Source organism: Sulfitobacter donghicola DSW-25 = KCTC 12864 = JCM 14565, from assembly GCF_000622405.1.
GTDB classification, from domain to species: domain Bacteria; phylum Pseudomonadota; class Alphaproteobacteria; order Rhodobacterales; family Rhodobacteraceae; genus Sulfitobacter; species Sulfitobacter donghicola.
In genome coordinates this window covers 1,298,301-1,319,224 of sequence record NZ_JASF01000005.1, presented here as the reverse complement: position 1 = coordinate 1,319,224, position 20,924 = coordinate 1,298,301, and the positions used below count along the sequence as shown (strand labels likewise).

General features: G+C 54.1%; 21 protein-coding genes and 1 riboswitch. Of the genes, 12 read left to right on the top strand and 9 right to left on the bottom strand.

The window, feature by feature from the left end:
• Nucleotides 1-13: 13 nt before the first annotated feature.
• The 5 genes from Z948_RS0107290 to trhO form a co-directional block, all read right to left on the bottom strand.
• Nucleotides 14-1,018 (bottom strand): flagellin, encoded by a 1,005-nt coding sequence (locus tag Z948_RS0107290; protein ID WP_025058908.1) that lies wholly within the window; start codon nt 1,016-1,018, stop codon nt 14-16.
• Nucleotides 1,019-2,458 (bottom strand): flagellar hook-associated protein FlgK, encoded by a 1,440-nt coding sequence (gene flgK, locus Z948_RS0107285; RefSeq protein WP_025058907.1) that lies wholly within the window; start codon nt 2,456-2,458, stop codon nt 1,019-1,021.
• A 55-nt stretch (nt 2,459-2,513) separates the two neighbouring features.
• The gene (locus Z948_RS0107280; RefSeq protein ID WP_025058906.1) at nt 2,514-3,824 is read right to left on the bottom strand and encodes a flagellar hook protein FlgE; all 1,311 of its coding nucleotides are present in this window, start codon (nt 3,822-3,824) and stop codon (nt 2,514-2,516) included.
• 103 nt (nt 3,825-3,927) lie between these two features.
• Nucleotides 3,928-4,773 carry an OmpA/MotB family protein gene (locus tag Z948_RS0107275; RefSeq protein ID WP_025058905.1) on the bottom strand — a complete coding sequence of 282 codons (846 nt, stop codon included), beginning with the start codon at nt 4,771-4,773 and terminating at the stop codon, nt 3,928-3,930.
• 99 nt (nt 4,774-4,872) lie between these two features.
• The gene (gene trhO, locus Z948_RS0107270; RefSeq protein ID WP_025058904.1) at nt 4,873-5,763 is read right to left on the bottom strand and encodes an oxygen-dependent tRNA uridine(34) hydroxylase TrhO; all 891 of its coding nucleotides are present in this window, start codon (nt 5,761-5,763) and stop codon (nt 4,873-4,875) included.
• A 92-nt stretch (nt 5,764-5,855) separates the two neighbouring features.
• On the opposite strand from trhO, the gene pncA reads away from it, so the two are divergent.
• From pncA to Z948_RS0107255, 3 genes are read left to right on the top strand one after another with little or no spacing between them, the layout of a single operon-like run.
• Nucleotides 5,856-6,449 carry a bifunctional nicotinamidase/pyrazinamidase gene (pncA, locus tag Z948_RS0107265; RefSeq protein ID WP_025058903.1) on the top strand — a complete coding sequence of 198 codons (594 nt, stop codon included), beginning with the start codon at nt 5,856-5,858 and terminating at the stop codon, nt 6,447-6,449.
• 59 nt (nt 6,450-6,508) lie between these two features.
• On the top strand, nt 6,509-7,801 hold the full coding sequence (gene pncB, locus Z948_RS0107260; protein WP_025058902.1) for a nicotinate phosphoribosyltransferase: 1,293 nt from the start codon (nt 6,509-6,511) through the stop codon (nt 7,799-7,801).
• The gene (locus Z948_RS0107255) at nt 7,798-8,712 is read left to right on the top strand and encodes an aminotransferase class IV (protein WP_025058901.1); all 915 of its coding nucleotides are present in this window, start codon (nt 7,798-7,800) and stop codon (nt 8,710-8,712) included. The genes pncB and Z948_RS0107255 overlap by 4 nt, the downstream gene beginning before the upstream one ends.
• Here the strand turns inward: Z948_RS0107255 and Z948_RS0107250 are convergent.
• From Z948_RS0107250 to Z948_RS0107235, 4 genes are read right to left on the bottom strand one after another with little or no spacing between them, the layout of a single operon-like run.
• Nucleotides 8,709-9,536 carry a metal ABC transporter permease gene (locus tag Z948_RS0107250; protein ID WP_025058900.1) on the bottom strand — a complete coding sequence of 276 codons (828 nt, stop codon included), beginning with the start codon at nt 9,534-9,536 and terminating at the stop codon, nt 8,709-8,711. The two genes, Z948_RS0107255 and Z948_RS0107250, sit on opposite strands and share 4 nt — an antisense overlap.
• Nucleotides 9,533-10,384 (bottom strand): metal ABC transporter permease, encoded by an 852-nt coding sequence (locus Z948_RS0107245; RefSeq protein WP_025058899.1) that lies wholly within the window; start codon nt 10,382-10,384, stop codon nt 9,533-9,535. Before Z948_RS0107245 ends, Z948_RS0107250 begins: the two co-directional genes overlap by 4 nt.
• A complete protein-coding gene (locus tag Z948_RS0107240) occupies nt 10,384-11,232 on the bottom strand; it encodes a manganese/iron ABC transporter ATP-binding protein (RefSeq protein WP_025058898.1) in 849 nt (282 codons plus the stop codon). Before Z948_RS0107240 ends, Z948_RS0107245 begins: the two co-directional genes overlap by 1 nt.
• Nucleotides 11,229-12,128, bottom strand: a complete 900-nt coding sequence (locus tag Z948_RS0107235) for a metal ABC transporter substrate-binding protein (protein WP_025058897.1) — start codon at nt 12,126-12,128, stop codon at nt 11,229-11,231. Before Z948_RS0107235 ends, Z948_RS0107240 begins: the two co-directional genes overlap by 4 nt.
• A 118-nt stretch (nt 12,129-12,246) precedes the next feature.
• Here Z948_RS0107235 and Z948_RS0107230 point away from each other — a divergent pair, with 118 nt between their 5' ends.
• The 9 genes from Z948_RS0107230 (at nt 12,247) to Z948_RS0107190 (ending at nt 20,923) form a co-directional block, all read left to right on the top strand.
• Nucleotides 12,247-12,672 carry a Fur family transcriptional regulator gene (locus Z948_RS0107230; RefSeq protein WP_025058896.1) on the top strand — a complete coding sequence of 142 codons (426 nt, stop codon included), beginning with the start codon at nt 12,247-12,249 and terminating at the stop codon, nt 12,670-12,672.
• Between the two features lie 154 nt (nt 12,673-12,826).
• A riboswitch (cobalamin riboswitch) is annotated at nt 12,827-13,034 on the top strand.
• 37 nt (nt 13,035-13,071) lie between these two features.
• The gene (locus Z948_RS18720; RefSeq protein ID WP_081784036.1) at nt 13,072-13,242 is read left to right on the top strand and encodes a CbtB domain-containing protein; all 171 of its coding nucleotides are present in this window, start codon (nt 13,072-13,074) and stop codon (nt 13,240-13,242) included.
• Between the two features lie 3 nt (nt 13,243-13,245).
• Complete coding sequence (locus Z948_RS0107220; protein ID WP_025058895.1) at nt 13,246-13,923, top strand: CbtA family protein; 678 nt, start codon at nt 13,246-13,248, stop codon at nt 13,921-13,923.
• 17 nt (nt 13,924-13,940) lie between these two features.
• Entirely contained in the window at nt 13,941-14,459 is a 519-nt protein-coding gene (locus Z948_RS0107215; RefSeq protein WP_025058894.1) for a hypothetical protein, read from the top strand.
• 62 nt (nt 14,460-14,521) lie between these two features.
• Nucleotides 14,522-14,896: a DUF1636 domain-containing protein gene (locus Z948_RS0107210; RefSeq protein ID WP_025058893.1), complete on the top strand. Its 375-nt coding sequence runs from the start codon at nt 14,522-14,524 to the stop codon at nt 14,894-14,896.
• On the top strand, nt 14,893-15,927 hold the full coding sequence (cobW, locus tag Z948_RS0107205; RefSeq protein WP_025058892.1) for a cobalamin biosynthesis protein CobW: 1,035 nt from the start codon (nt 14,893-14,895) through the stop codon (nt 15,925-15,927). Before Z948_RS0107210 ends, cobW begins: the two co-directional genes overlap by 4 nt.
• Before the next feature lie 3 nt (nt 15,928-15,930).
• Nucleotides 15,931-19,173 (top strand): cobaltochelatase subunit CobN, encoded by a 3,243-nt coding sequence (gene cobN, locus Z948_RS0107200; protein WP_025058891.1) that lies wholly within the window; start codon nt 15,931-15,933, stop codon nt 19,171-19,173.
• On the top strand, nt 19,170-20,294 hold the full coding sequence (cobG, locus tag Z948_RS0107195; protein ID WP_025058890.1) for a precorrin-3B synthase: 1,125 nt from the start codon (nt 19,170-19,172) through the stop codon (nt 20,292-20,294). Before cobN ends, cobG begins: the two co-directional genes overlap by 4 nt.
• Nucleotides 20,294-20,923 (top strand): precorrin-8X methylmutase, encoded by a 630-nt coding sequence (locus Z948_RS0107190; protein WP_025058889.1) that lies wholly within the window; start codon nt 20,294-20,296, stop codon nt 20,921-20,923. The genes cobG and Z948_RS0107190 overlap by 1 nt, the downstream gene beginning before the upstream one ends.
• Nucleotide 20,924 lies beyond the last annotated feature (1 nt).

The following is a 20,924-nucleotide window of genomic DNA, read 5'->3' as shown; positions in this document are numbered from 1 at the left end:
TGGATTAAGGTTTTCATAGGAAATTCACCAAAGAAAGCTGTGACATACGTGAGGTGATCGTGAATAGGCTTTGCAATTGAAATTGGACTTGCTCCAGTTCTGTGGCGGCTTCAAAAGGATCGGCAGAAAGAAGGTTACTACGGGCTAATTCCAAGCTGGTGCGTTCGGCGCTGTTACTCACTGATACTCTTTCGATTTGGCTTTCCGTTACGCCGACTTCTGCTTGAATGTCGATGATCGCGTCACTGTTTGTAAAAGCCTGCCCAATGGATTTTTGAATAAGATCGCCCTGTTGGGATGGCGTAAGGGCCAAGGACGGATCATTTGAAATCGCTACCAATGCTATATTTCGTAGGGTGTCGCGGAAAACCGGATCATCCGCACGTACATCTAATCTGGCCTCATTCCGCTCGGAAAGCGGGATGGGAGAAAGATACTGATCCGAACCAAGATAAGCAGTGCTCTCAAAGCCGGCCGGATCGTCGAACCACGCTTCCGCCAAGACCAGCATGTCATCAACACTGCTTGCGCCTGAAACGGCTGTCGTCAAAGCCGCAAGCAAGTCTTCGGAAGATGTTATTGCCGCAGAGTTCGTTGCTGTTCCTGCAAAGATGCTTCGACCGCCAATTTCTGTGTTCATCGCAGCAATCACCCCGTCAAGGTTGGCGTTCGCTTCTGCGATGAGGCTCTCCGGGACTTCGGAAGTTCCAGAGTTGTTTGCAGTCAACAACGAGTCGCGAAATGAGGTTGCCAAACTGCCGATCTGTTCCAGAGCGACTTGTGCACCGCCGGTGAGTTGCCCGGCCTCAACTGTTGTTAGATCGTATCCATCCAATTTGGTCAGGTTACGTTCAAGGTCATTAATATAAGCAGTGTTCCCACCAATGGCCTCACGAACATCGACAAGGTTGCCAGAAGCAAGTTCGGTTGTGAGGCGCTGAATATCTTGTTTGAGAGCAGTACTGCGCGATTGCACCATATAACTTTGAGAGAGATCGCCGAGTGAACTAATAGTCATTTATAACCCCATTAACGTATCTAGCATTTCGCTGGCGGCCTGAATTACACGGGCATTGGCCGCATATGCTTGCTCTAGAACAAGCAGGTTTTGCAGTTCTTGGTCAGTATCAACGCCCTGTGATAGCTGAACTTCTGTCAGTTCAGTATGTCGTGCGGACGTGAACGAAAGGTCCTGTTCCGCAACGCTTCTGCTTGTTGCCAGTTCGCCAGAGAAGGTTGCGATTAAGTCGGCAAAACCGACTGACACCGTGCCCAAACCACTAGAGGAAGGGACGCGTGAGGCTTCAATGGAATCGCTATAGCTGTTCAATAGACTAGCGTCACCAACGGCGCCGACCGTTGATGCACCAAGGCCGTCCCGTAATCGCCAAGTTTCTCCCCCCGCATCGGGATCAACGGCTTGGTTAAGTGTTAAGCGGCGGCTCAACCCTACTTCATTTGCTGGGTCGAAGGCTGCACCAGCATCGGTAAATAGGCCTGCATCACCAACATTCAAAGTGCTGTCGAGGCTAGGATCCTGAAATCTCTCGACCAGATCTCTGGCAATGACATCTAGCTTGGTTTGCGCCTCAACACCAAAATCATCCCGAACATCGAAATACCCGCTTAGGCTTCCGCCGCCCAATGCAGATGTTTTGATGTCCTGCCCATTCATGGTCAGGCCGGATAAAGTGCCAGCTTCTAATGTCTGATGTTCCGTTACGAGATTGCGTTTATCGAACCCGAATTCAGCAGCGGACAGATCCAGCAGGATCGCGCCACCTTCGGAGTAAATGGTTACTGCTCCGTTTTCTTTGGGGACAACATTGATCGGAACTATCGAGCCGATGGTGTCCAAGATCTCTTGCCGTTGGTCGAAAAGAGTTGGATCGCTTGTTCCCGCAGAACCTGTCGAAGCAATCTGAACATTTAGCTGCCGGACCTGCTCCAAGGAGCTATTCAACGTTGCAACATCTTGAGCGATCATTGTATCCGCGCGAGTTCGCATTTCTTGGATTTCAGCGGAAGCATCGCTAATGCCTTCGGCAAGGCGGCTGGCACTACTCACTGCGGCGGAAAGCCGTTCACTGACATCCGGGCGGCTTGCCGCATCTATTAGGCTTTCCTCAAAGGCGGCAAGACGGCCGTTTAGCCCGTATTCATCTCCAGCCAAGCCAACAATGTCTTCCACCTGCGTAAAAAAATCCACAGCGGACTGCGAGTTTTGCATCGCCGCATCTGCAGCTCGAAGATCCGAGACAATACCCTCGTCCATCCGTCGGCTGATGCCATTGATCGAAACACCGGCGGTTCCGTTTGACATTGATGCCAAATCTAGCTGGCGTGCTCCATATGAGGGGGTCAGAGCATTCGAGATGTTTGTTGAAACAACCTCGGAGCCAAGTGCCGTAGCACGTAACCCACTGATAGCCGCGTTCATTGCGCTGGAAATCGACATAAAATCCTCCTTGCGTCACCGGTAAAGTGTCTATGACTTCACCGGTGATAAGGTGTTAGCGTTTGATGTTGGTGGTTTCTTGCAGCATTTCATCGACGGTCTGGATAACCTTGGCGTTGGATGAATAAGCGCGCTGCGTTTGGATCATCGAGGTCAGCTCATTGGCAACATCCGTGGTCGATTCTTCACGAGCGTAAGATACGATATCCCCGGTAGGCCCATCCCCCGCATCCCACAAGAAGAAGGAACCACTATCCACAGAGGGTTGGAAAGTTTGAGAATCTAGCGAGACCATGCCGTTAGGGTTTGGCAGTACGACCAGCGGCACTTGATAGATTGTCCGCGTAACACCGGTGTCAAATGTCGCGTGCACATAACCGTTACCGTCAACGTCAACGGAGGTCATATTGCCAACCGAGAAGCCATCTTTGGTAATCGACACTGGCGCAAAGGTATCGGCCAACTGCGTCATTGCATCGCTCTGGCCAACAACCCCGATTTGGATTTCAAGAGGGCCGCCAGCCACATTGACAATCAAATCACCAGTTGCAGCGTCATATGCGCCACCGGAAACGGTGGTAACACTGGCCAGCGTCCCACCCGACGTTCGATCATCGGCGAAGGTCAGAACGTATTCGCCAATGGTCACAGTCGGATCGACCGAATCGGTGATCGTCATTGTCCATTCATTGGAGGCGGGAGAGCCTGCGGCCGTTGGGACCGTTGGCGTAAAGCTGATATTGATGCTTTCGGAAATACCTAAATTGTCAAAATACTCCACTGGAAGTTCTAGTACTTCACCGTCCGCCCCTTCAATCGTACCGGTAGCCGGTAGGTTGACGCCCAAGGTCACTCGGGTTGTCGGCTCACCGGTTAGTTGGTTGACGTTGATCTGGACTGGCTCAAGCTCAGTAGACATATCGCGGGCATTTGTGGGAATGCTGCCATCAGGATTCGCAGGCCAGCCCAGCAAGACGATGCCGCTAGATGTCGTCAGATATCCGTTTTCATCAGTGTTGAACGACCCTGTTGAGGTCAGCAACATTTGCGGCTCGCCAGTGCCAGCATTTAGGTCAGTGAGCTGTGCAACCGGCAGAAAACCGTTTCCGCGTACCGCAAGATCGGTTGAGTTAGATGAACTTGCCAACGACCCAGCTAGGCTGATGTCGCGCTCCGTTGTGGCCCGAACACCGCCGGCCGTGTAATTTTCGCCATTCCCCGAGATCACTACTGATTCAAAATCGGTTTGAACCCTTTTATACCCAAAAGTCGACGAGTTCGCGATGTTATCCGAAATGCTTGCCAGTTTTGTTGCGTTGGCCTGCAGCCCCGCAACACCTGCGTTCAAGGAAGATGAGATTGTCATTAGACACGCCTTTCTGCTCTGCCGTTTTCCATTCGTGGAGAAGGCATAGCCCGGCACCTTTTAATGCCGAGCTAACAGATAAAATGCGTTCTATTTCTGTTGATCAGGGAGTGTCGCGCAACAGGATGATCTCGATACGGTCATTTCTGATCGCCATTGGATTGCGAACGACTGGTTCTCGGTCGGCATGGCCCGTTATCCGCGCGATGCGTTTGGGGGCTATGTTGTGTTGCTCCATCATCAACCGCACCTGCGTTGCACGTCTCTGGGATAAATCCCAAACTGAATTCTCTTTCAAGACAAGCGGCTGTGCATGCACATGCCCTTCAACAGCGATTTCATTGGTGACCGTCTTACTGATTTGCGCAATCATGACAGTAATATCTTTCAACAGTTGAGTGGGCGCATCAGTGCCCTGCTGGAAGATTTCAGCGTGATTGCGCGAAAATACCTCTATGACTAACCCTTCATCCGTGATCCGTGTGACAATGTGTTCTAATGCGTTTTCCATCACAAAGGATTCACCGCCAAACCCTTGCAGCATGGCATCTAGGCTCACAAAGGCCTGGTCCTGTTCCCCGCTATCCTCAGCCGAGGGGTCATTTCCCGAAGCACCGCGGGCCTTGTTTTCTGATGCTGGCCGATTGGCAGAAGCACCTGTCCCGTTTTTAGGCAAAGTCATTTCCGAAAAAATGCTGTCTCCACCAAAGGAACCATTCCCGCCGCCTGATACCCGTACGATCGGAATAGTAGGCGAAAAATAATCCGCCAGACCTTTACGTTGTTGTTCTGTTGTCGCGTTCAGCAGCCACATTAACATAAAAAACGCCATCATCGCGGTTACGAAATCCGCATATGCGACTTTCCAGGCCCCACCGTGGTGCCCGCCGCCTTTGACGACCTTCTTACGTTTAATGATGACTGGCGCGCTATTTGCTTGCGCACTCATATCCACCACCTCTATTTCACCCAAGACTAGGAATATCGGGGTAGGGGTTACGAAACTGATAACGCGTGATTAGGTGGTTAACGGCTGACTAAATCGGTCTTACCATTTGCGGCGCTTGGCCAAGTTTATTTGCTTTTGCCGTTCCCGAAACCGGTTCTTATCACTCTCGGAGGTCTCGTCGACGCAGTTGTGGCAGCTCACGCCTTCTTCATATCCTGCGCGCTCCACATCGGCAGGCAGGATAGGTCGGCGGCAACCAAAGCAAAGCATATGCGGACCAGGTTTCAGGCCATGTTCAACGCTGACACGGTTGTCGAAAACAAAGCATGATCCGTTCCACGTGCTCTCTTCCTGAGGGACCTCTTCGAGGTATTTCAGGATGCCGCCCTTTAGGTGATAAACATCCTCAACGCCTTGCCCCAATAGAAAGTTGGTTGATTTTTCACAGCGGATGCCACCGGTGCAGAACATCGCGATCTTCTTGTTGTGAAACCTCTGTTTGTTTGCTTCCCACCATGCAGGAAACTCACCAAAGCTGGTGGTCTCGGGGTCAATTGCACCCTCGAATGTACCGATGGCAACTTCGTAGTCATTGCGCGTGTCGATGATGGCAACATCATCGCGCGTGATCAGATCATTCCAATCTTCGGCCTCAACGTAATGTCCGGTCCCTGCCAACGGGTCCACGTCAGGCTGACCCATCGTTACGATTTCGCGTTTGATCCGTACCTTCATTTTCCCAAACGGAGGAACCTCGGAATGCGCGATCTTGTGCTCTAAATCTGCACAACCGGGTAGGGCGCGCAGGTGCGTCAGGATGGCATCGATAGCCGCCTGAGACGGCCCCGCGATTGTTCCGTTAACCCCTTCGGCCGCTAATAAAAGCGTTCCGGTGATCTCTTTCTCAAGACACAGCTTTAACAGCGCGGGCTTTAAACCTGCGGGGTTATCAAAACGGGCAAAGTGATAGAGTGCAGCAATGGTATACATGCTAGCGAAATACGCCTCTGGGGGGCTGTTGTGCAAGGGGTCAGTAGGGTAAAAACGCACCTACTTTGGCCCCAAAATGCAAAGGAAGCGCTATGCACGCCCTAATTGTTATCGATCTCCAGAATGATTTTTGCGAAGGCGGTGCCTTGGCGGTTGCTGGGGGTAGCGAAATCGTTGGCGGAATCAATGCCCTTATGGGGGATTTTGATGCTGTTCTGCTCACGCAGGATTGGCACCCGAAAGGGCATTCATCCTTTGCGTCCAGCCATGCCGATACGGATCCGTTCACGCTCACCCAGATGCCTTATGGCGCCCAGATGCTTTGGCCTGACCACTGTGTTCAAGGAAGCGATGGAGCAGCTTTCCACCCTGATCTCGATACCGATCGTGCTGACCTGATTATCCGCAAAGGTTACAACCCTGCTATCGACAGCTATTCCGCGTTTTTCGAAAATGACCAAACGACTCCAACCGGTCTAGAAGGCTATCTGCGCACACGTGGCATTGACGAAGTAACTCTGGTTGGTCTTGCGCTGGATTACTGCGTAAATTTCTCGGCCGTTGATGCGGCGAAATTAGGGTTCAAAACCCGCGTGAGAACCGATCTGTGCCGCGCCATTGATATGGATGGATCCCTTGATCAAGCGATACAGGCCATGACGGCCGCCGGAGTTGCGTTGGACTAACGACTTGCCCCCCTTCTCAGCTTAAGCCACAAAACACCGGCCCAACGGAGCCTTTACCAATGGTAGATATCGCAACCCGCGTCTGGAACCACAAATGGAAGATCGATCCAATCGTTCGATCTTTGATTGATACAGACTTTTATAAGCTTTTGATGTGTCAGTCTATTTTCAGAAATAAGCCAGACACACAGGTGACTTTTAGCCTGATAAACCGCTCAAAACATGTGCCGTTGGCCCATCTTATCGATGAGGGAGAGTTGCGCGAACAATTGGATCATGTGCGCTCTCTGTCGCTGAGCCGTGGTGAATCGACGTGGCTGCGCGGGAACACATTTTATGGAAAGCGGCAGATGTTTCGGCCGGATTTCATGGAGTGGTTCGAAAATCTGCGCCTGCCGCCCTACCAATTGGAACGCAAGGGCGACCAATATGAACTAACGTTTGAGGGCAAGTGGCACGAAGTTATGCTGTGGGAAATTCCCGCCCTAGCCATTCTGATGGAGCTTCGTGGGCGCGCTGCTATGAATGGCATGGAAAAGTTTGAACTACAGGTTCTTTACGCGCGTGCGATGACCCGCGTTTGGGAAAAGGTGGAAGCGCTGCGCGATGTGCCTGACCTTTCCATTGCCGATTTTGGTACCCGCCGCCGCCATAGCTATCTTTGGCAGGACTGGTGCGTTCAGGCGATGAACGAAGGTCTGGGGCGTAAATTTACAGGCACTTCAAACTGCAAAATCGCGATGAAGCGAGAATTGGAAGCAATCGGTACAAATGCCCATGAATTGCCGATGGTTTACGCAGCTCTAGCCAAAGACGACAAGGCGCTGTTTCAGGCCCCCTATGACGTTCTTCAGGATTGGCACGACGAACACGAAGGAAATCTACGGATCATTTTGCCTGACACCTACGGTTCGCAAGGGTTCTTGGATAATGCACCAGATTGGCTGGCTGGTTGGACAGGAATCCGGATCGATAGCGGTGATCCGGCTACCGCTGCGCAACAAGCCATTGATTGGTGGAAATCTCGGGGCGAAGATCCGCGCAAAAAGCGGGTCATCTTTAGCGACGGTTTGGACGTGGCAAAGATCAAAGAACTACATAATCAGTTCGCGGGAAAAACAGCTGTCTCCTTTGGCTGGGGTACGTTGCTGACTAATGATTTCCGTGGGCTTGTCCCCGAAGACGCGTTAGCGCCGTTTAGCTTGGTCTGCAAAGCGGTCAGTGCAAATGGATCGCCTACCGTGAAACTGTCTGATAACCCAAGCAAAGCGATGGGCCCACAGGAAGAGATTGAACGCTACAAACGTGTTTTCAATCTGGGTGAGCAGGACGCGCAGGACGTGATTGTATGACCACAACCCATGAAGCCGATGAAGATCTTCGCAACCAAGACATCCTGATCTACGTCAACGGAGAGCTAAAGCCGCGCGCAGAGGCCACCGTCTCGGTTTATGACAGCGGCTTTATGCTGGGTGACGGTATGTGGGAAGGAATGCGGCTCTATGATGGGGTCTGGGCGTTCTTTGACGAACATATGGATCGGTTCTTTAACTCTTGCAAAGCGGTGTCTTTGGACGTTGGCATGGATAAGGATGGCATTGCCGAAGCCATGCGCATGACGGCAGAGGCGAACAACATGCACACCGATGTGCACTGCCGACTGATGTTAACCCGTGGTGTGAAGGTAAAACCGTTTCAACACCCGTCGCTCTCCCAAAGCGGCCCGACGTTGGTGATCATCATGGAGCATTCCAAACCTGTCGAAAAGCTCAGCTCGCAGGGTATTCGTCTTGCGACTGTGCCGCAGGTTCGTGGCCTACCGATGTCACAGGATGCCAAATTCAACAGCCATTCCAAACTGAACTGTGTGATCGCTTGTTTGCAGGCGGAACAGGCAGGCGCGGACGAGGGGCTGATGCTGGACCCGCATGGGTTTGTGAACACGACAAACGCCTGCAATTTTTTCATCGTCCGCCGAGGAGAGGTTTGGACCTCGACCGGTGATTACTGCATGAACGGCGTCACCCGCCAAAAGGTCATCGACCTGTGCCGTGCAGATGGCATTCCAGTGTTTGAAAAGAACTACTCGCTATACGAAACCTACGGCGCTGATGAGGCGTTTTTGACAGGCACCTTTGGGGCGCAGACGCTGGTTTCAGAAATCGATGGAAAATCCATTGGCAACGGTGAGCAACCCGTGACCGAGCGTATTCGCGCGCTCTATAAACAGGCGATTGCTGACGACATCGCAGCCAACTCTTAAGTTGTTGCGCGGCGAGTGTTGATGTTTGATTTGATAAACGCCGCGATGAAAATTGCGGTGAGGATTAATATGATCGTCGGCGCCGGTGCGCTATCCAGATAAAAGCTGGCATAGACCCCTAAAAAGCCTGAGAGCATGGTCACGCCTACCGCGATCGGCAACATGCGGGCAAACTGCTGGGTCAGCAGGAATGCGATAGCACCTGGCGCGATGAGCAGGCCAATAGACAGGATAATTCCAACGGCAGACAATGTCGCAACAATGGTGAGCGAGATCAGCGCCAACAGCCCATAGTGCAGCCAGCCAACGCGCAGACCGACAGCCTGTGCTTGGACAGGATCAAAGGCATGCAGCATCAGATCGCGCCGTTTTGCGATCACGATTGCGCCGACAAATAATGCGATCAGGCCAGCGGTCCAAAGATCACTGGACCCCACACCCAACATGTTACCAAACAAAATATGGTCTAGGTGAACATCGGTAGAAACTTTCGTGTACATAACGATGCCAAAACCGAACATGCCTGAAAACACGATGCCCATAACGGTGTCTTGCTTTACGCGGCTGTTCTCTGACAGAAAACCAGTTGCTAAAGCGCAGAACATGCCTGCCACAAAGGCTCCGATGATGAGGGGTAGGCCTAACATATAGGCCGCCACAACACCGGGTAAAACAGCATGGCTGATCGCATCCCCCATGAGCGACCACCCCTTGAGGACCAAATAACACGACAACAAACTGGTCGGCACGGCAATGATCAAAACCATGACAAAGGCGTTTTGCATAAACGCGAACTGAAACGGCTGAAGCAAGGTTTCGATCATGCCATCAACGCCTCACGTGCCTTGCGTCGTGCTGCGAGGTACCCATGCTTTGGCGCGAAAACAAAGGCGATCAGGAAGATCACCGTTTGCAAGCTCACGATGATGCCCCCCGTTGCCCCATCTACAAAAAAGCTGAGGTAGGCGCCGAAAAAGGATGTCCCCGCTCCAATCGCAACGCTGGCGATCAGTAGGCGTGGGAAGCGGTCCGTTATCAAATAGGCGGTAGCACCTGGCGTTACGACCATCGCGATCACCAAAAACGCGCCAACGGTTTGGAGGGCGGCAACGCATGAGGCCGACAACAGCATAAAGAACACAACCTTCAGCAGGTCAGGCTTTAACCCGATGGAACGCGCATGGTTCTCATCAAAAAAGGTTACCATCAGGTCTTTCCATTTCACCAGCAGCACGGCCAGTGTCACAAAGCCGATGATGGCCAACTGGACCGTATCTGACGGGGAAATGGCCAAAATGCTGCCCATGGTGATTGTCTGAACGCTCACCGAAGTTGGGGATAGCGAAACCATAAAAAGGCCTAGCCCAAAGAATGAGGTAAAGATCAGACCGATGATGGTATCTTCCTTAAGGCCTGATCGCTGGTTCAGAAATAGCATTGCACCCGCTGCCAAACCGCCCGCTGCGAATGCGCCCAAGGCAAAGGGCAGGCCGAGCATGTAGGCGCCAGCAACGCCCGGTACGATGGAATGGCTCAACGCGTCACCGATCAGCGACCACCCTTTGAGCATCAGATAGGAGGATAAAAAGGCGCAGACACCTCCGACCAATGCGCTTACCCACATAGCGTTGAACATATAGCCATAGCTAAAGGGAAGCAGCAGGGTTTCCATTACTCGGCGTCCTCTTTCCGCTCTTCGTGACCGTACACAACAAACGGGCGTTCATCGTCTGAAATCACGCGGATCGAGCGCGCATCATCATCGTCATGCAGATCAGAACCGCTCAGGACAAAGTGGCGCAGGACACCGCCAAAGGCGAGCTCGAGGTTGTCGTGGGTAAATGTCTCTTCGGTTGTGCCATAGGCCAGCACGGTTTCTTTGACCAAAACGGTGCGATCGCAAAACTCGGGCACCGAGCCAAGGTTATGTGTCGAAACCAGCATCACGCGGCCTTCGTCACGCATCGCCTTTAGCAACTCGATGATTTGTTCTTCGGTCTGAACGTCTACACCGGTAAAAGGTTCATCCAACAGGATCACCTGACCCTCTTGTGCCAAGGCGCGTGCCAGAAAGACGCGTTTGCGCTGGCCGCCGGACAGCTCGCCAATCTGGCGGTGACGAAAGTCGATCATGTTCACCCGTTCCAGCGCGTCGGTCACGGCGGCATGATCGGTTTTGCTAGGGCGTCGGAAAAAACCCATGTGGCCATAACGGCCCATCATCACCACGTCTTCGACAAGAACAGGAAAGGACCAATCCACCTCTTCGGACTGGGGGACATAAGCGACGATGTTGCGCTTTAGCGCCTCTTTCACGGGAACGCCCATCACCGTGATCTGCCCTTTGGCGGCGGGTACAAAACCCATAATTGCCTTGAATAGGGTCGATTTTCCTGCGCCGTTCACTCCGACAAGGGCGGTGATTGTTCCGGTGGGCACCTCAAACGTGGCATTGCGCAGGGCCGTGTGGCCATTGCGGTAGGTGACGGTGACGTCTTGCGCTGAGATGCCTGTGCTCATTCAGTGAGGCCTTTGACGATTGTTTCCGAGGTAACGCGCAGCAGGTCCAGATAGGTTGGCACTTTGCCATCCGCCTCGGTCAAGCTGTCGACATACAGAACCCCGCCGTATTCAGCACCCGTTTCCCGCGCAACCTGTTGCGCTGGGGCTTGGCTAACGGTCGATTCACAAAACACTGCAGGAATGTCATTTTCGCGCACGGTATCAATCACGCGGCGCACCTGCTGGGGTGTCCCTTGCTGGTCGGCATTCATCGGCCAGAGGTAAAGTTCCTTCATTTGAAAGTCGCGGATCAGATAGCTAAAGGCCCCTTCGCAAGTCGCCAGCCAGCGCTGTTGTTCTGGCACCTCAATCACCGCGTCGCGCAACGGGGCAATGGCGGCGGTGATCTCGGTCTTATAAGTCTCGGCATTTGCACGGTAGATGTCTGCATTGTCCGGATCATTCTGAACAAACGCATCGCGGATGTTATCCACATAGACCAGCGCGTTGTTTAGCCCCATCCATGCATGTGGGTTTGGTTTGCCGTCATATTCACCCTCGGTAATGCTCATTGGCTCGATACCATCGGTCAGCGTTGCTGAGGGCACATCGCGCAGATTGGACAGGAACTGCTCAAACCACAACTCAAGGTTCAGGCCGTTCCAAAGGATCAGATCAGCATCCTGCGCACGAATGATGTCACGCGGCGTGGGCGAGTATCCGTGAATTTCCGCACCCGGTTTGGTGATGCTCTCCACAATCGCAGCATCACCAGCCACGTTGCGGGCCATATCTGCAATCACGGTGAATGTTGTGACCGCCTTGAACTTGTCCTCAGCAAAGGCAGATGTGCCAAGCGCAGTTAGGCCAGCAGCAAGAGCAACAGTTTTCAGCGAATTCACAAGTACAGACATAGATGGTCCTGATTTACGACAATTCATCAAAATGCTTATGAGAACCATTCACAACTGTAAATAAGAATGATAACGATTCTCAAAGATAGTGGGTTAATGAGAATTCGGAGCGCAAAATATGACCAGCGAGAGCGAGACAACCGAGAAAATGACCGCGGCTCTGCGCAAAGCTGGCATCAGAGTGACCCGTCAGCGCATCGCGCTTCTTGGTGTGTTGGCCGAAGCAACAGACCACCCCGACGCGGTCGAGCTTCACGAGCGCGCGAAAGCTATTGAGCCATCGGTTTCTTTGGCGACGGTTTACCGGACTCTTTCCGTGTTAGAAGAAGGCGGGGTTGTGCACCGCCACGCCTTTGAGGGCGGAGGTGCGCGGTTTGAAACGACCCATGAAGAGCACCACGATCACATTTTGGATGTCGACACAGGCGAGGTGATCGAATTTCAATCAGACAAGATCGAACAACTTCAAGATGAAATCGCGCGTGAGCTGGGTTATGAGGTCGTCCACCACCGTCTTGAGCTGTATTGCCGCAAGAAAACCTAACCGCGTTATCGGCGCTGTTCATTCGCAAAACCGCGAATAGGCTGCGATCGGTCTTCATTGCAACATGATGTGTCGCGAATGGAATAACGATCAGAAAGGAAACCACCAAAGGGGCCAGAGATTTGGAATTTCCTTGCGTCTTATGATCGAATCCGCATAACTGACCGTGCTTGGTGTCCTTTTGGGGACCGAAAAAGGGAATGCAGTAGGGATCACGGTTTACCACCCCCGATCTGCAGCCGCCCCCGCGACTGTAAGCGGTGAGCTGTTGTCACAACGCCACTTGCCCCCAAAAGGGCTGGGAAGGCAGACAAAGGCCACGACCCGCGAGCCAGGAGACCTGCCAGGCAAAGGTGAAACTAGATTATGTCGTCGGGTGTGACGACAAGGAGAGAAACGATGAAAACAGAAGTAAAAGCAGTTGCCGCCACGCGCTCCGCAGCTCTTCCTGCCTTGTTCGCTTTGGTGCTTGGTACAGCCATCATCACAATGACAGGCCACTTGCAGGCAAACACATTGCATGACGCTGCACATGATGTGCGTCACGCTACCGGCTTTCCCTGCCACTAAGCGATGCTATCAAAATTGTTGACCAGCGCGTTGTTCGCTGGTGCTGCTGCAGGTCTGATTGCCGGCCTGCTGCAGCTTGTGTTCGTCCAGCCTGTGCTGCTCCATGCGGAGCTGTATGAGGGGGGCGATCTTGTTCATTTTGGCGCTGCTTCTGTTTCGGCGCACCCCGAATTGCCGGGCTTTGATCCCGTTCGGGACCTGCTGAGCATCGTCTTCACCATGCTGACCTATACAGGCTACGCGATGATGCTTGTGGCGCTTATGCTGCTAGCAGAAGAGCGCGGCGCAGAGGTTACGGCTCGTTCTGGGATCATCTGGGGTGTTGCGGGCTTTATTGCTGCGCATTTGGCGCCTGGGTTCTCTCTTGCACCCGAATTACCTGGCGTGGCGGCAGCGGATGTTGGTGTACGTCAGATTTGGTGGTTCGCGACAGTGATTTCAGCAGGTATCGCAATGTGGTTGCTGGCCTTTGGGCGGAACTGGGCGATGTGGGGCGCTGCGATGATTTTGCTTGCTGCTCCACACGTTATTGGCGCGCCAGAGCCTGATCAGTTTGCGGGCCCTGTTCCAACGGAATTGGCGGCGCTTTTTGCGTCTCGCGCGTTTGGTGTTGGCTTGGCTGCATGGGCTCTGCTCGGCTGTTTTTCTGCATATTTTCTGGACAAAGAACAGCGCAGATAGCCTGAAAGGACACTTGAATGAGAGCTTTGGTACTCTTTCTGATCGGGTTGACGTTTGGCGCAGCGGGCGGATTTGTGGTCGCTGCGGCAAATGGGATCGTGTTCGAGGGGCATGATCATTCTGACCCTGCCCATCACGCGGGTATGGCTGGTATGGATCACGCAGCAATGGGGCATGGCGACATGGATCACGAGATGATGCATGATCAACCCTTGGAGGTTGATGCCGCACATGCACCTGTTGTGGAGATTACGGTTCACCAAGATCCGATGGATGGGTTCAACCTACATGTGATCACCCAGAACTTCACGTTCTCGCCTAGGTCGGCCAGCTTGGCCCATACCGCAGGCGAGGGGCACGCCCATGTCTATGCAAATGGTGTAAAGCTGGGACGGCTCTATGGTTCTTGGATGCATCTGACTGGTCTCCCCAAAGGAGAGGTCGAAATAGAGGTTACGCTAAACACAAATGATCACCGTCCGTTGTCGGTTGATGGTACCCCTGTCGCGGCAAAAACAACCGTGACCGTTGAATGAATTGAGGGCGCTTTCTGCGCCCTCTCTTTTGCGATAGAAAGCTGCGCGAAGGATTGGAACTTATGACAGCTAAACTTTATGTTTGTACGACCTGCAAAGCGGGTGAAGTACACGAAGACGACGCCCAGCGTCCCGGTGCACGTTTGCACCGCGCCCTAGAGGCCACTGGCGCGCCCGAGGGGGTGCAAATTGTTGGCGTTGAATGCCTTTCGGCCTGTAAAACAGGATCGGCAGTTGCATTGGCCCAAGAAGGTAAATGGACATATGTCTATGGTCAGATGACCGAAGAAGACGCACCAGACATCCTAGCTGGTGCAGCGGCCTATGCTGCAACCGAAGATGGCCTTGTGCCATGGCGTGAGCGCCCCGTAATTTTCCGCAAACAAAGTGTTGCGCGCATCCCTGCATTTACCCTTCCACTGGAGGCTGCCGAATGAGCGACCTGTCAAAAATCCCCGTAACCGTCATCACCGGCTTTTTGGGAGCTGGTAAAACTACTCTTATTCGTCACCTGATGACCAACACGAACGGTCGCCGTTTGGCCGTGCTGGTGAATGAGTTTGGTACCGTTGGCGTGGATGGCGACATCCTGCGGTCCTGTGCGATTCCTGATTGCCCTGCGGAAAACATCGTCGAGCTGGCGAATGGTTGCATCTGCTGCACTGTCGCAGATGACTTTATTCCGACGATCGAAGCCCTGATGGCTCTGCCAGAAAAGCCTGATCACATCCTGATTGAAACTTCTGGTTTGGCTTTGCCAAAGCCGCTGTTGAAAGCATTCGACTGGCCAGCGATCCGTTCCAAAATTACCGTTGATGGTGTGATTGCGCTGGCTGACGCCGAAGCGGTTGCTGCGGGCACGTTCGCTTCTGATGTTCATGCAGTGGACGAGCAGCGCAAGGCGGACGAAAGCCTAGATCATGACACGCCTCTGTCTGAGGTGTTTGAGGACCAGATCAGCTGTGCCGACATTATCCTGATGTCCAAGGCAGATCTTGCTGGGCCTGAGGGTCTGGCAAAAGCGCGCGAGGTGATCGAAGCAGAAAGCCCTCGCAAAATCCCGATCCTAGAGATGAGCGAAGGCGTGATCGACCCCAATGTTGTCTTGGGACTGGATGCAAAAGCCGAAGACGATCTGGCAGCGCGCCCGTCCCATCACGATGGCCACCATGACCACGAGCATGACGACTTTGAAACCATCGTCGTGCCGATGCCGGAAATCGAAGACGCCGCGACTTTGGCCGCTGCGATTGAAAAGCTGGCAGACGAACAGCACATCTTGCGGGTCAAAGGGTATGTAGCCGTAAAAGGTAAACCAATGCGTCTTTTGGTTCAGGCCGTTGGTGCGCGCGTGCGTCACCAGTTTGACCGCCCTTGGGGGGCTGAACCACGCAATGGTGCGTTGGTTGTGATTGCGGAACATGATCACGTTGATCCGGCTGCAATTCACGCGGCGCTGGGCGCCTAAACCATGCATGTCGTCTTTCGCGAAAGCCACGGGCTTGAGGATACAGAAACGCCATATGATCCAGGCCAATCGCCTGCCGATCTTGTGGTGCTTTCTTTCTCTGATAGTGACCTAGGCGCTTTCGCGGCGGGATGGCATCGCGCGGGCGGAGCAGAAGGCAAACTACCGACGCTTCGCTTGTGTAACCTTACGGCGCTTCGCCATCCGGCCTCTGTCGATAATTACGTAGAACAGACCCTAACAGGGGCAAAAGGGATCCTGATCCGGCTGATTGGCGGCGAAAATTATTGGCCCTACGGGATCATGCAGGTGCAGGATTTCGCTCGGCGTCATGGCATTGCCCTTGCGGTTTTACCGGCCGACGGTCGCGAAGACCCGACACTGGATGGACATTCGACCCTGCCTGTTTCAACGCTGCGAAGGCTTCAGCATCTCTGTGACGCTGGCGGCGCGGTTGCCGCGCAGGCGGCATTGGCGCAATTGGCACTGGCGGCGGGGCTTTATGCAGGGCCCGTCTTGGGTGCAAAAACGGTACCGGATTGTGGGTTTTACGACCCTGACACGGGGGGTTTGCCAGCTGTTGATCCGAAAGGTGATACTGTTGCCGTCACCTTTTATCGCAGCTATCTCACCGCGGCTGATACCGCGCCAATAGACGCGTTAATTAAAAGGCTGCGCAACCGCGGCTATAACGCGGTGGGCATATTTGCCCCCTCATTGAAATCGCCCGTTGCGCGGGATTTTTTACCGTCCGCTTTGGCACAGCTTGACCCCGTTGCGGTCATAAACGCCACGGCGTTTTCTGGACGCGGTGATGATGGCTCTTCTCCCCTAGATGCCCAAGGGTGTCCTGTCTTTCAGGTGGCACTATCCACTGCGCGCAAAAAGGATTGGGCCGAATCCGAGCGCGGCCTGTCACCTGCTGATTTGGCGATGCATGTTGTGTTGCCCGAGGTGGATGGCCGCCTCTTTGCGGGCGTCATCAGCTTTAAGGCGCCGGACAAAAAAGACGAGCACCTGCAATTTTCACGGTTTTCACACCGTGCGGATACGGGCCGGATCGAGACGGTCATTGACCGCGTCGAAAGCTGGCACCGCCTCTCAAAAACAGAACCTGCCGAACGCAAATTGGCGCTGGTTCTTTCTACCTACCCCGGTCGAGAAGACCAGATCGCCCACGCTGTCGGCCTAGATGCATTGGCAAGCGTCGAAGATATGCTCAAGACCCTTGCGTCAGCCGGATACGATGTGTCGTTGGCATCTGGTTTTGGGCAATCTCTATCGCAACAAACGATCTCGTGGTCATTGGCCGAATATCATGCGGCACTCGCTTCGCTGCCAAACGACTTGCAAGGCGATCTACAAACAGCTTGGGGCGCGCCAGAGGATGATCCCCTCTTTGCTGATGGCGGGTTTAATTTTCCGGCGCAGATGTGTGGGAATGCTCTTGTGGCGCTTCAGCCCGAACGGGGCGCGATCGACGCTCGCGATACGGATTACCACGATCTTGCCCGCATCCCGCGCCATTCCTACGTGGCGTTTTACCTGTGGCTGCGCGAACAGGGTTATCATGCATTGGTCCACATCGGCGCGCATGGCACGGTTGAATGGTTGCCGGGCAAAGCTGTGGCTTTGTCAAATGGATGCTGGCCAGAGGCGTTAACGGCAAAGCTGCCTGTTATATATCCGTTTATCGTCAATGACCCGGGGGAAGCTGCGCAGGCAAAACGCCGTATCGGTGCCGTAACCCTCGGCCACGTGCCACCGCCAATGGCCCAAAGCGAAACACCCGATGCCTTGCTGCGGCTGGAGAGCTTGCTAGACGAATATTCAACAGCTGACGGGTTGGACCCCGCCCGCCGCGACCGTTTGGTAAGCACCATTCGCCAAGAGGCGCAAGCAGCTGGAGTTGAGCAGGATTTGGGCCTCACCGAAGATGCCAGCGAAGTAGAGGCGATGACCCGTATCGACAGCTTTGTCTGTGATATCAAGGAAAGCCAATATGGCGACGGGCTGCATATTTACGGAAAAGCCGAGGGTGAAAACCAAGGGTTACTGCATGCGTTGGACGGAAAACGTGTCGATGCGGGCCCATCGGGCTCACCCTATCGCGGGCGGTCTGATGTTTTGCCAACGGGGCGCAATCTTTATTCGGTTGATCCGCGTTCGGTTCCCTCTCGGGCGGCTTATGCGCAGGGGGTAAAGCTGGCCGAGGAATTATTGCGCCGCCATCTACAGGACCATGGAGATTGGCCTAAGGGGTTGGTCGTTGATCTGTGGGGCTCGGCGACGATGCGGACCGCAGGCGAAGAGGTTGCGATGGCGATGCACCTCGCTGGGCTAGCGCCAAAATGGGACGAGGGATCAGAGCGGGTTTCAGGATTTGAAGTGCTACCGCTCACCTTGCTGGATCGTCCACGAATTGATGTGACCCTCAGGATATCGGGGTTGTTCCGTGACATCTTTCCTGGTCTGGCCGGGCTGTTTGAGGCAGGTACGGCCGCACTGGCTGCGCGCGAAGAAGCCGACGATATGAACCCCTATAAACAAAACGCACCGCGCATATTCGGCCCTAAACCGGGGCTATATGGGATGAATATGGAAAGCGCCTTGCAGGATTATTCGCCAGAAGGGCGATCATCAGCAGGTGAAGCATGGCTAAAGGGCTCTGAGTGGGCGTTGGACACAAAGGGTGACGCCAAACAAGACCGAGAAGGGCTTGAGGCGCGCCTGCGTGCGGCAGATGCCTTTGCGCATATTCAGGACCTGACCGAGACAGACGTTTTGCTATCCTCTGATTATGCCTCACACGAGGGCGGGTTTGCCGCTGCGATGGCACATTTGGGCGCACCAGAACCTGCGCTGTATCACGTAGACAGCACGCGAATTGATGATCCACGCGCCCGCACCATGCCCGAAGAGATTGCGCGGGTCGTTCGTGCTAGGGCGGCCAACCCTGATTGGGCAAACGGGATGATGCGCCACGGTTTTCGGGGTGGCGCAGAGATCGCGGCAACGCTCGACAACCTCGCAGCCTTTGCGCATTTGACGCGCAAGGTACCCGCCCATCTTTTCGATCTCTATTTCGACGCGACGCTGGGACGGGATGATCTGGTTGCGTTTCTGGAACAGGAAAACCCGAAGGCCCTAATGGAAATGCGAAGCCGTTTCGCCGCCTTGCGGGATGCAGGCATCTGGATCACACGGCGCAATTCGATTTCAGCAGCGATGGAGGCTGCGGAGTGACGGGCCATGAAGTCAAAGGTTGGTGCCCAGGTGCCTTGCGCCCGATGATGTCGGGTGACGGGTTGGTCGTGCGGGTTCGCCCGTTTGGCGGAAGGCTTCGCCGTGCTCAGGCTGACGGCATTGCCTCTCTTGCCGCTGCCCATGGGAACGGGTTTCTGGATGTCTCTAGTAGGGGTAACATCCAGATACGCGGTGTTTCTGAAGCACGGTATAGCGCCTTGATTGAGGGGCTAAGCGCGATGGGTTTAATTGATCCAACCCCAGAGGTGGAAACCCGCCGGAACATTCTCGTTTGTCCTTTCTGGAAACCTGAGGATGAAACCGAGGTCTTGGCAGCGATGCTAACGGATGCTTTGGCGGCAGATGATGCGCCAGACCTTCCCAGCAAATTTGGTTTTGCGATAGATACATGTGATGCGCCTGTCCTTCAGGATGCTTCAGCCGATATCAGGTTGGAATATTCCGCGACCGGAGATTTGATCCTTGTCGCTGATGGAATGAAAACAGGCCGCCCTGTCTCGACCAAAACTGCAGCAACCGCTGCAATTGAATTGGCCAAGTGGTTTATGGCGAAGGCAAATGGGCATTCCCGTATGAAGCATCTAATTGCATCAGGGCTTGAACCTGCGGGCGCGTCGATACCGCGTCAGTCGGAAATATTTACGCCTAAACCCGGGTATTCCGAAACAGGTGCCTTGGTGGGAATGGCGTTTGGTCAAATTCGGGTTGAAACGCTTTCTACCCTCGCGAAACACGGAGCCATACGCCTGACCCCATGGCGGATGTTCTTGATTGAAGGTGCGACAGACCTGTCTGACGTCGATGGTGTGATAACTGATCCGTCTGATCCGCTATTGCGTATTTCCGCCTGTACAGGATCACCTGCATGCCCGCAGGCCTTGAATGAAACCCGTAGCACAGGCAGGACGTTGGCCAAACATATTGGCGCACAACAGTCCCTGCACATCTCTGGGTGCACCAAAGGTTGTGCTCACCCTGCGGATGCCCCGATAACAATTGTCGCCGAATCTGGCGGTTATGCCCTTATTAGAGACGGAAATGCCGGTGATGTACCGGACTACTCCGGCCTTTCCACTGCTGACCTGAAAGACCACGTTTAATGCCCCATACCTATATCACAGACGGCGCCGAGATTTACCGCCAGTCCTTTGCCACCATCCGCGCCGAAGCGTCATTGGGTCGGTTCACCCCCGAAGAAGAAATCGTGGCTGTTCGGATGATCCACGCTGCTGGGATGGTGGGCCTAGAAGAGTTCGTCCACTTTAGCCCGAATATGGCGATCGCGGCACGCGCTGCGTTAGAGGACGGCGCGCCGATCTTGTGTGACGCCTATATGGTGAGCGAAGGTGTGACGCGGAAACGTCTGCCGCGGGAGAACGAAGTGATCTGCACCCTGCGTGACCCACGTGTACCTGACATGGCCAAAGAGATGTCCAATACCCGCTCAGCTGCAGCGCTAGAGCTTTGGCGCCCACATCTTGAAGGTGCTCTTGTGGCGATTGGCAACGCGCCAACCGCCTTGTTTCACCTGCTAAACATGCTGGAAGATCCCGACTGCCCGCGCCCAGCGGCGATTATCGGCTGCCCTGTTGGTTTCATCGGCGCCGCAGAAAGCAAAGACGCGCTTATGGCCGCACCACCGGTGCCCTCAATGATTGTTAAAGGTCGCCTTGGCGGATCGGCCATGACGGTTGCCGCGATTAACGCACTTGCCAGCAGGGTGGAATAAA

Excerpts from the sequence above, each read along its gene's own strand:
- Z948_RS0107290 (WP_025058908.1), bottom strand. The coding sequence starts at position 1,018 with ATGACTATTAGTTCACTCGGCGATCTCTCTCAAAGTTATATGGTGCAA.
- flgK (WP_025058907.1), bottom strand. The coding sequence starts at position 2,458 with ATGTCGATTTCCAGCGCAATGAACGCGGCTATCAGTGGGTTACGTGCT.
- Z948_RS0107280 (WP_025058906.1), bottom strand. The coding sequence starts at position 3,824 with ATGACAATCTCATCTTCCTTGAACGCAGGTGTTGCGGGGCTGCAGGCC.
- Z948_RS0107275 (WP_025058905.1), bottom strand. The coding sequence starts at position 4,773 with ATGAGTGCGCAAGCAAATAGCGCGCCAGTCATCATTAAACGTAAGAAG.
- trhO (WP_025058904.1), bottom strand. The coding sequence starts at position 5,763 with ATGTATACCATTGCTGCACTCTATCACTTTGCCCGTTTTGATAACCCC.
- pncA (WP_025058903.1), top strand. The coding sequence starts at position 5,856 with ATGCACGCCCTAATTGTTATCGATCTCCAGAATGATTTTTGCGAAGGC.
- pncB (WP_025058902.1), top strand. The coding sequence starts at position 6,509 with ATGGTAGATATCGCAACCCGCGTCTGGAACCACAAATGGAAGATCGAT.
- Z948_RS0107255 (WP_025058901.1), top strand. The coding sequence starts at position 7,798 with ATGACCACAACCCATGAAGCCGATGAAGATCTTCGCAACCAAGACATC.
- Z948_RS0107250 (WP_025058900.1), bottom strand. The coding sequence starts at position 9,536 with ATGATCGAAACCTTGCTTCAGCCGTTTCAGTTCGCGTTTATGCAAAAC.
- Z948_RS0107245 (WP_025058899.1), bottom strand. The coding sequence starts at position 10,384 with ATGGAAACCCTGCTGCTTCCCTTTAGCTATGGCTATATGTTCAACGCT.
- Z948_RS0107240 (WP_025058898.1), bottom strand. The coding sequence starts at position 11,232 with ATGAGCACAGGCATCTCAGCGCAAGACGTCACCGTCACCTACCGCAAT.
- Z948_RS0107235 (WP_025058897.1), bottom strand. The coding sequence starts at position 12,128 with ATGTCTGTACTTGTGAATTCGCTGAAAACTGTTGCTCTTGCTGCTGGC.
- Z948_RS0107230 (WP_025058896.1), top strand. The coding sequence starts at position 12,247 with ATGACCAGCGAGAGCGAGACAACCGAGAAAATGACCGCGGCTCTGCGC.
- Z948_RS18720 (WP_081784036.1), top strand. The coding sequence starts at position 13,072 with ATGAAAACAGAAGTAAAAGCAGTTGCCGCCACGCGCTCCGCAGCTCTT.
- Z948_RS0107220 (WP_025058895.1), top strand. The coding sequence starts at position 13,246 with ATGCTATCAAAATTGTTGACCAGCGCGTTGTTCGCTGGTGCTGCTGCA.
- Z948_RS0107215 (WP_025058894.1), top strand. The coding sequence starts at position 13,941 with ATGAGAGCTTTGGTACTCTTTCTGATCGGGTTGACGTTTGGCGCAGCG.
- Z948_RS0107210 (WP_025058893.1), top strand. The coding sequence starts at position 14,522 with ATGACAGCTAAACTTTATGTTTGTACGACCTGCAAAGCGGGTGAAGTA.
- cobW (WP_025058892.1), top strand. The coding sequence starts at position 14,893 with ATGAGCGACCTGTCAAAAATCCCCGTAACCGTCATCACCGGCTTTTTG.
- cobN (WP_025058891.1), top strand. The coding sequence starts at position 15,931 with ATGCATGTCGTCTTTCGCGAAAGCCACGGGCTTGAGGATACAGAAACG.
- Z948_RS0107190 (WP_025058889.1), top strand. The coding sequence starts at position 20,294 with ATGCCCCATACCTATATCACAGACGGCGCCGAGATTTACCGCCAGTCC.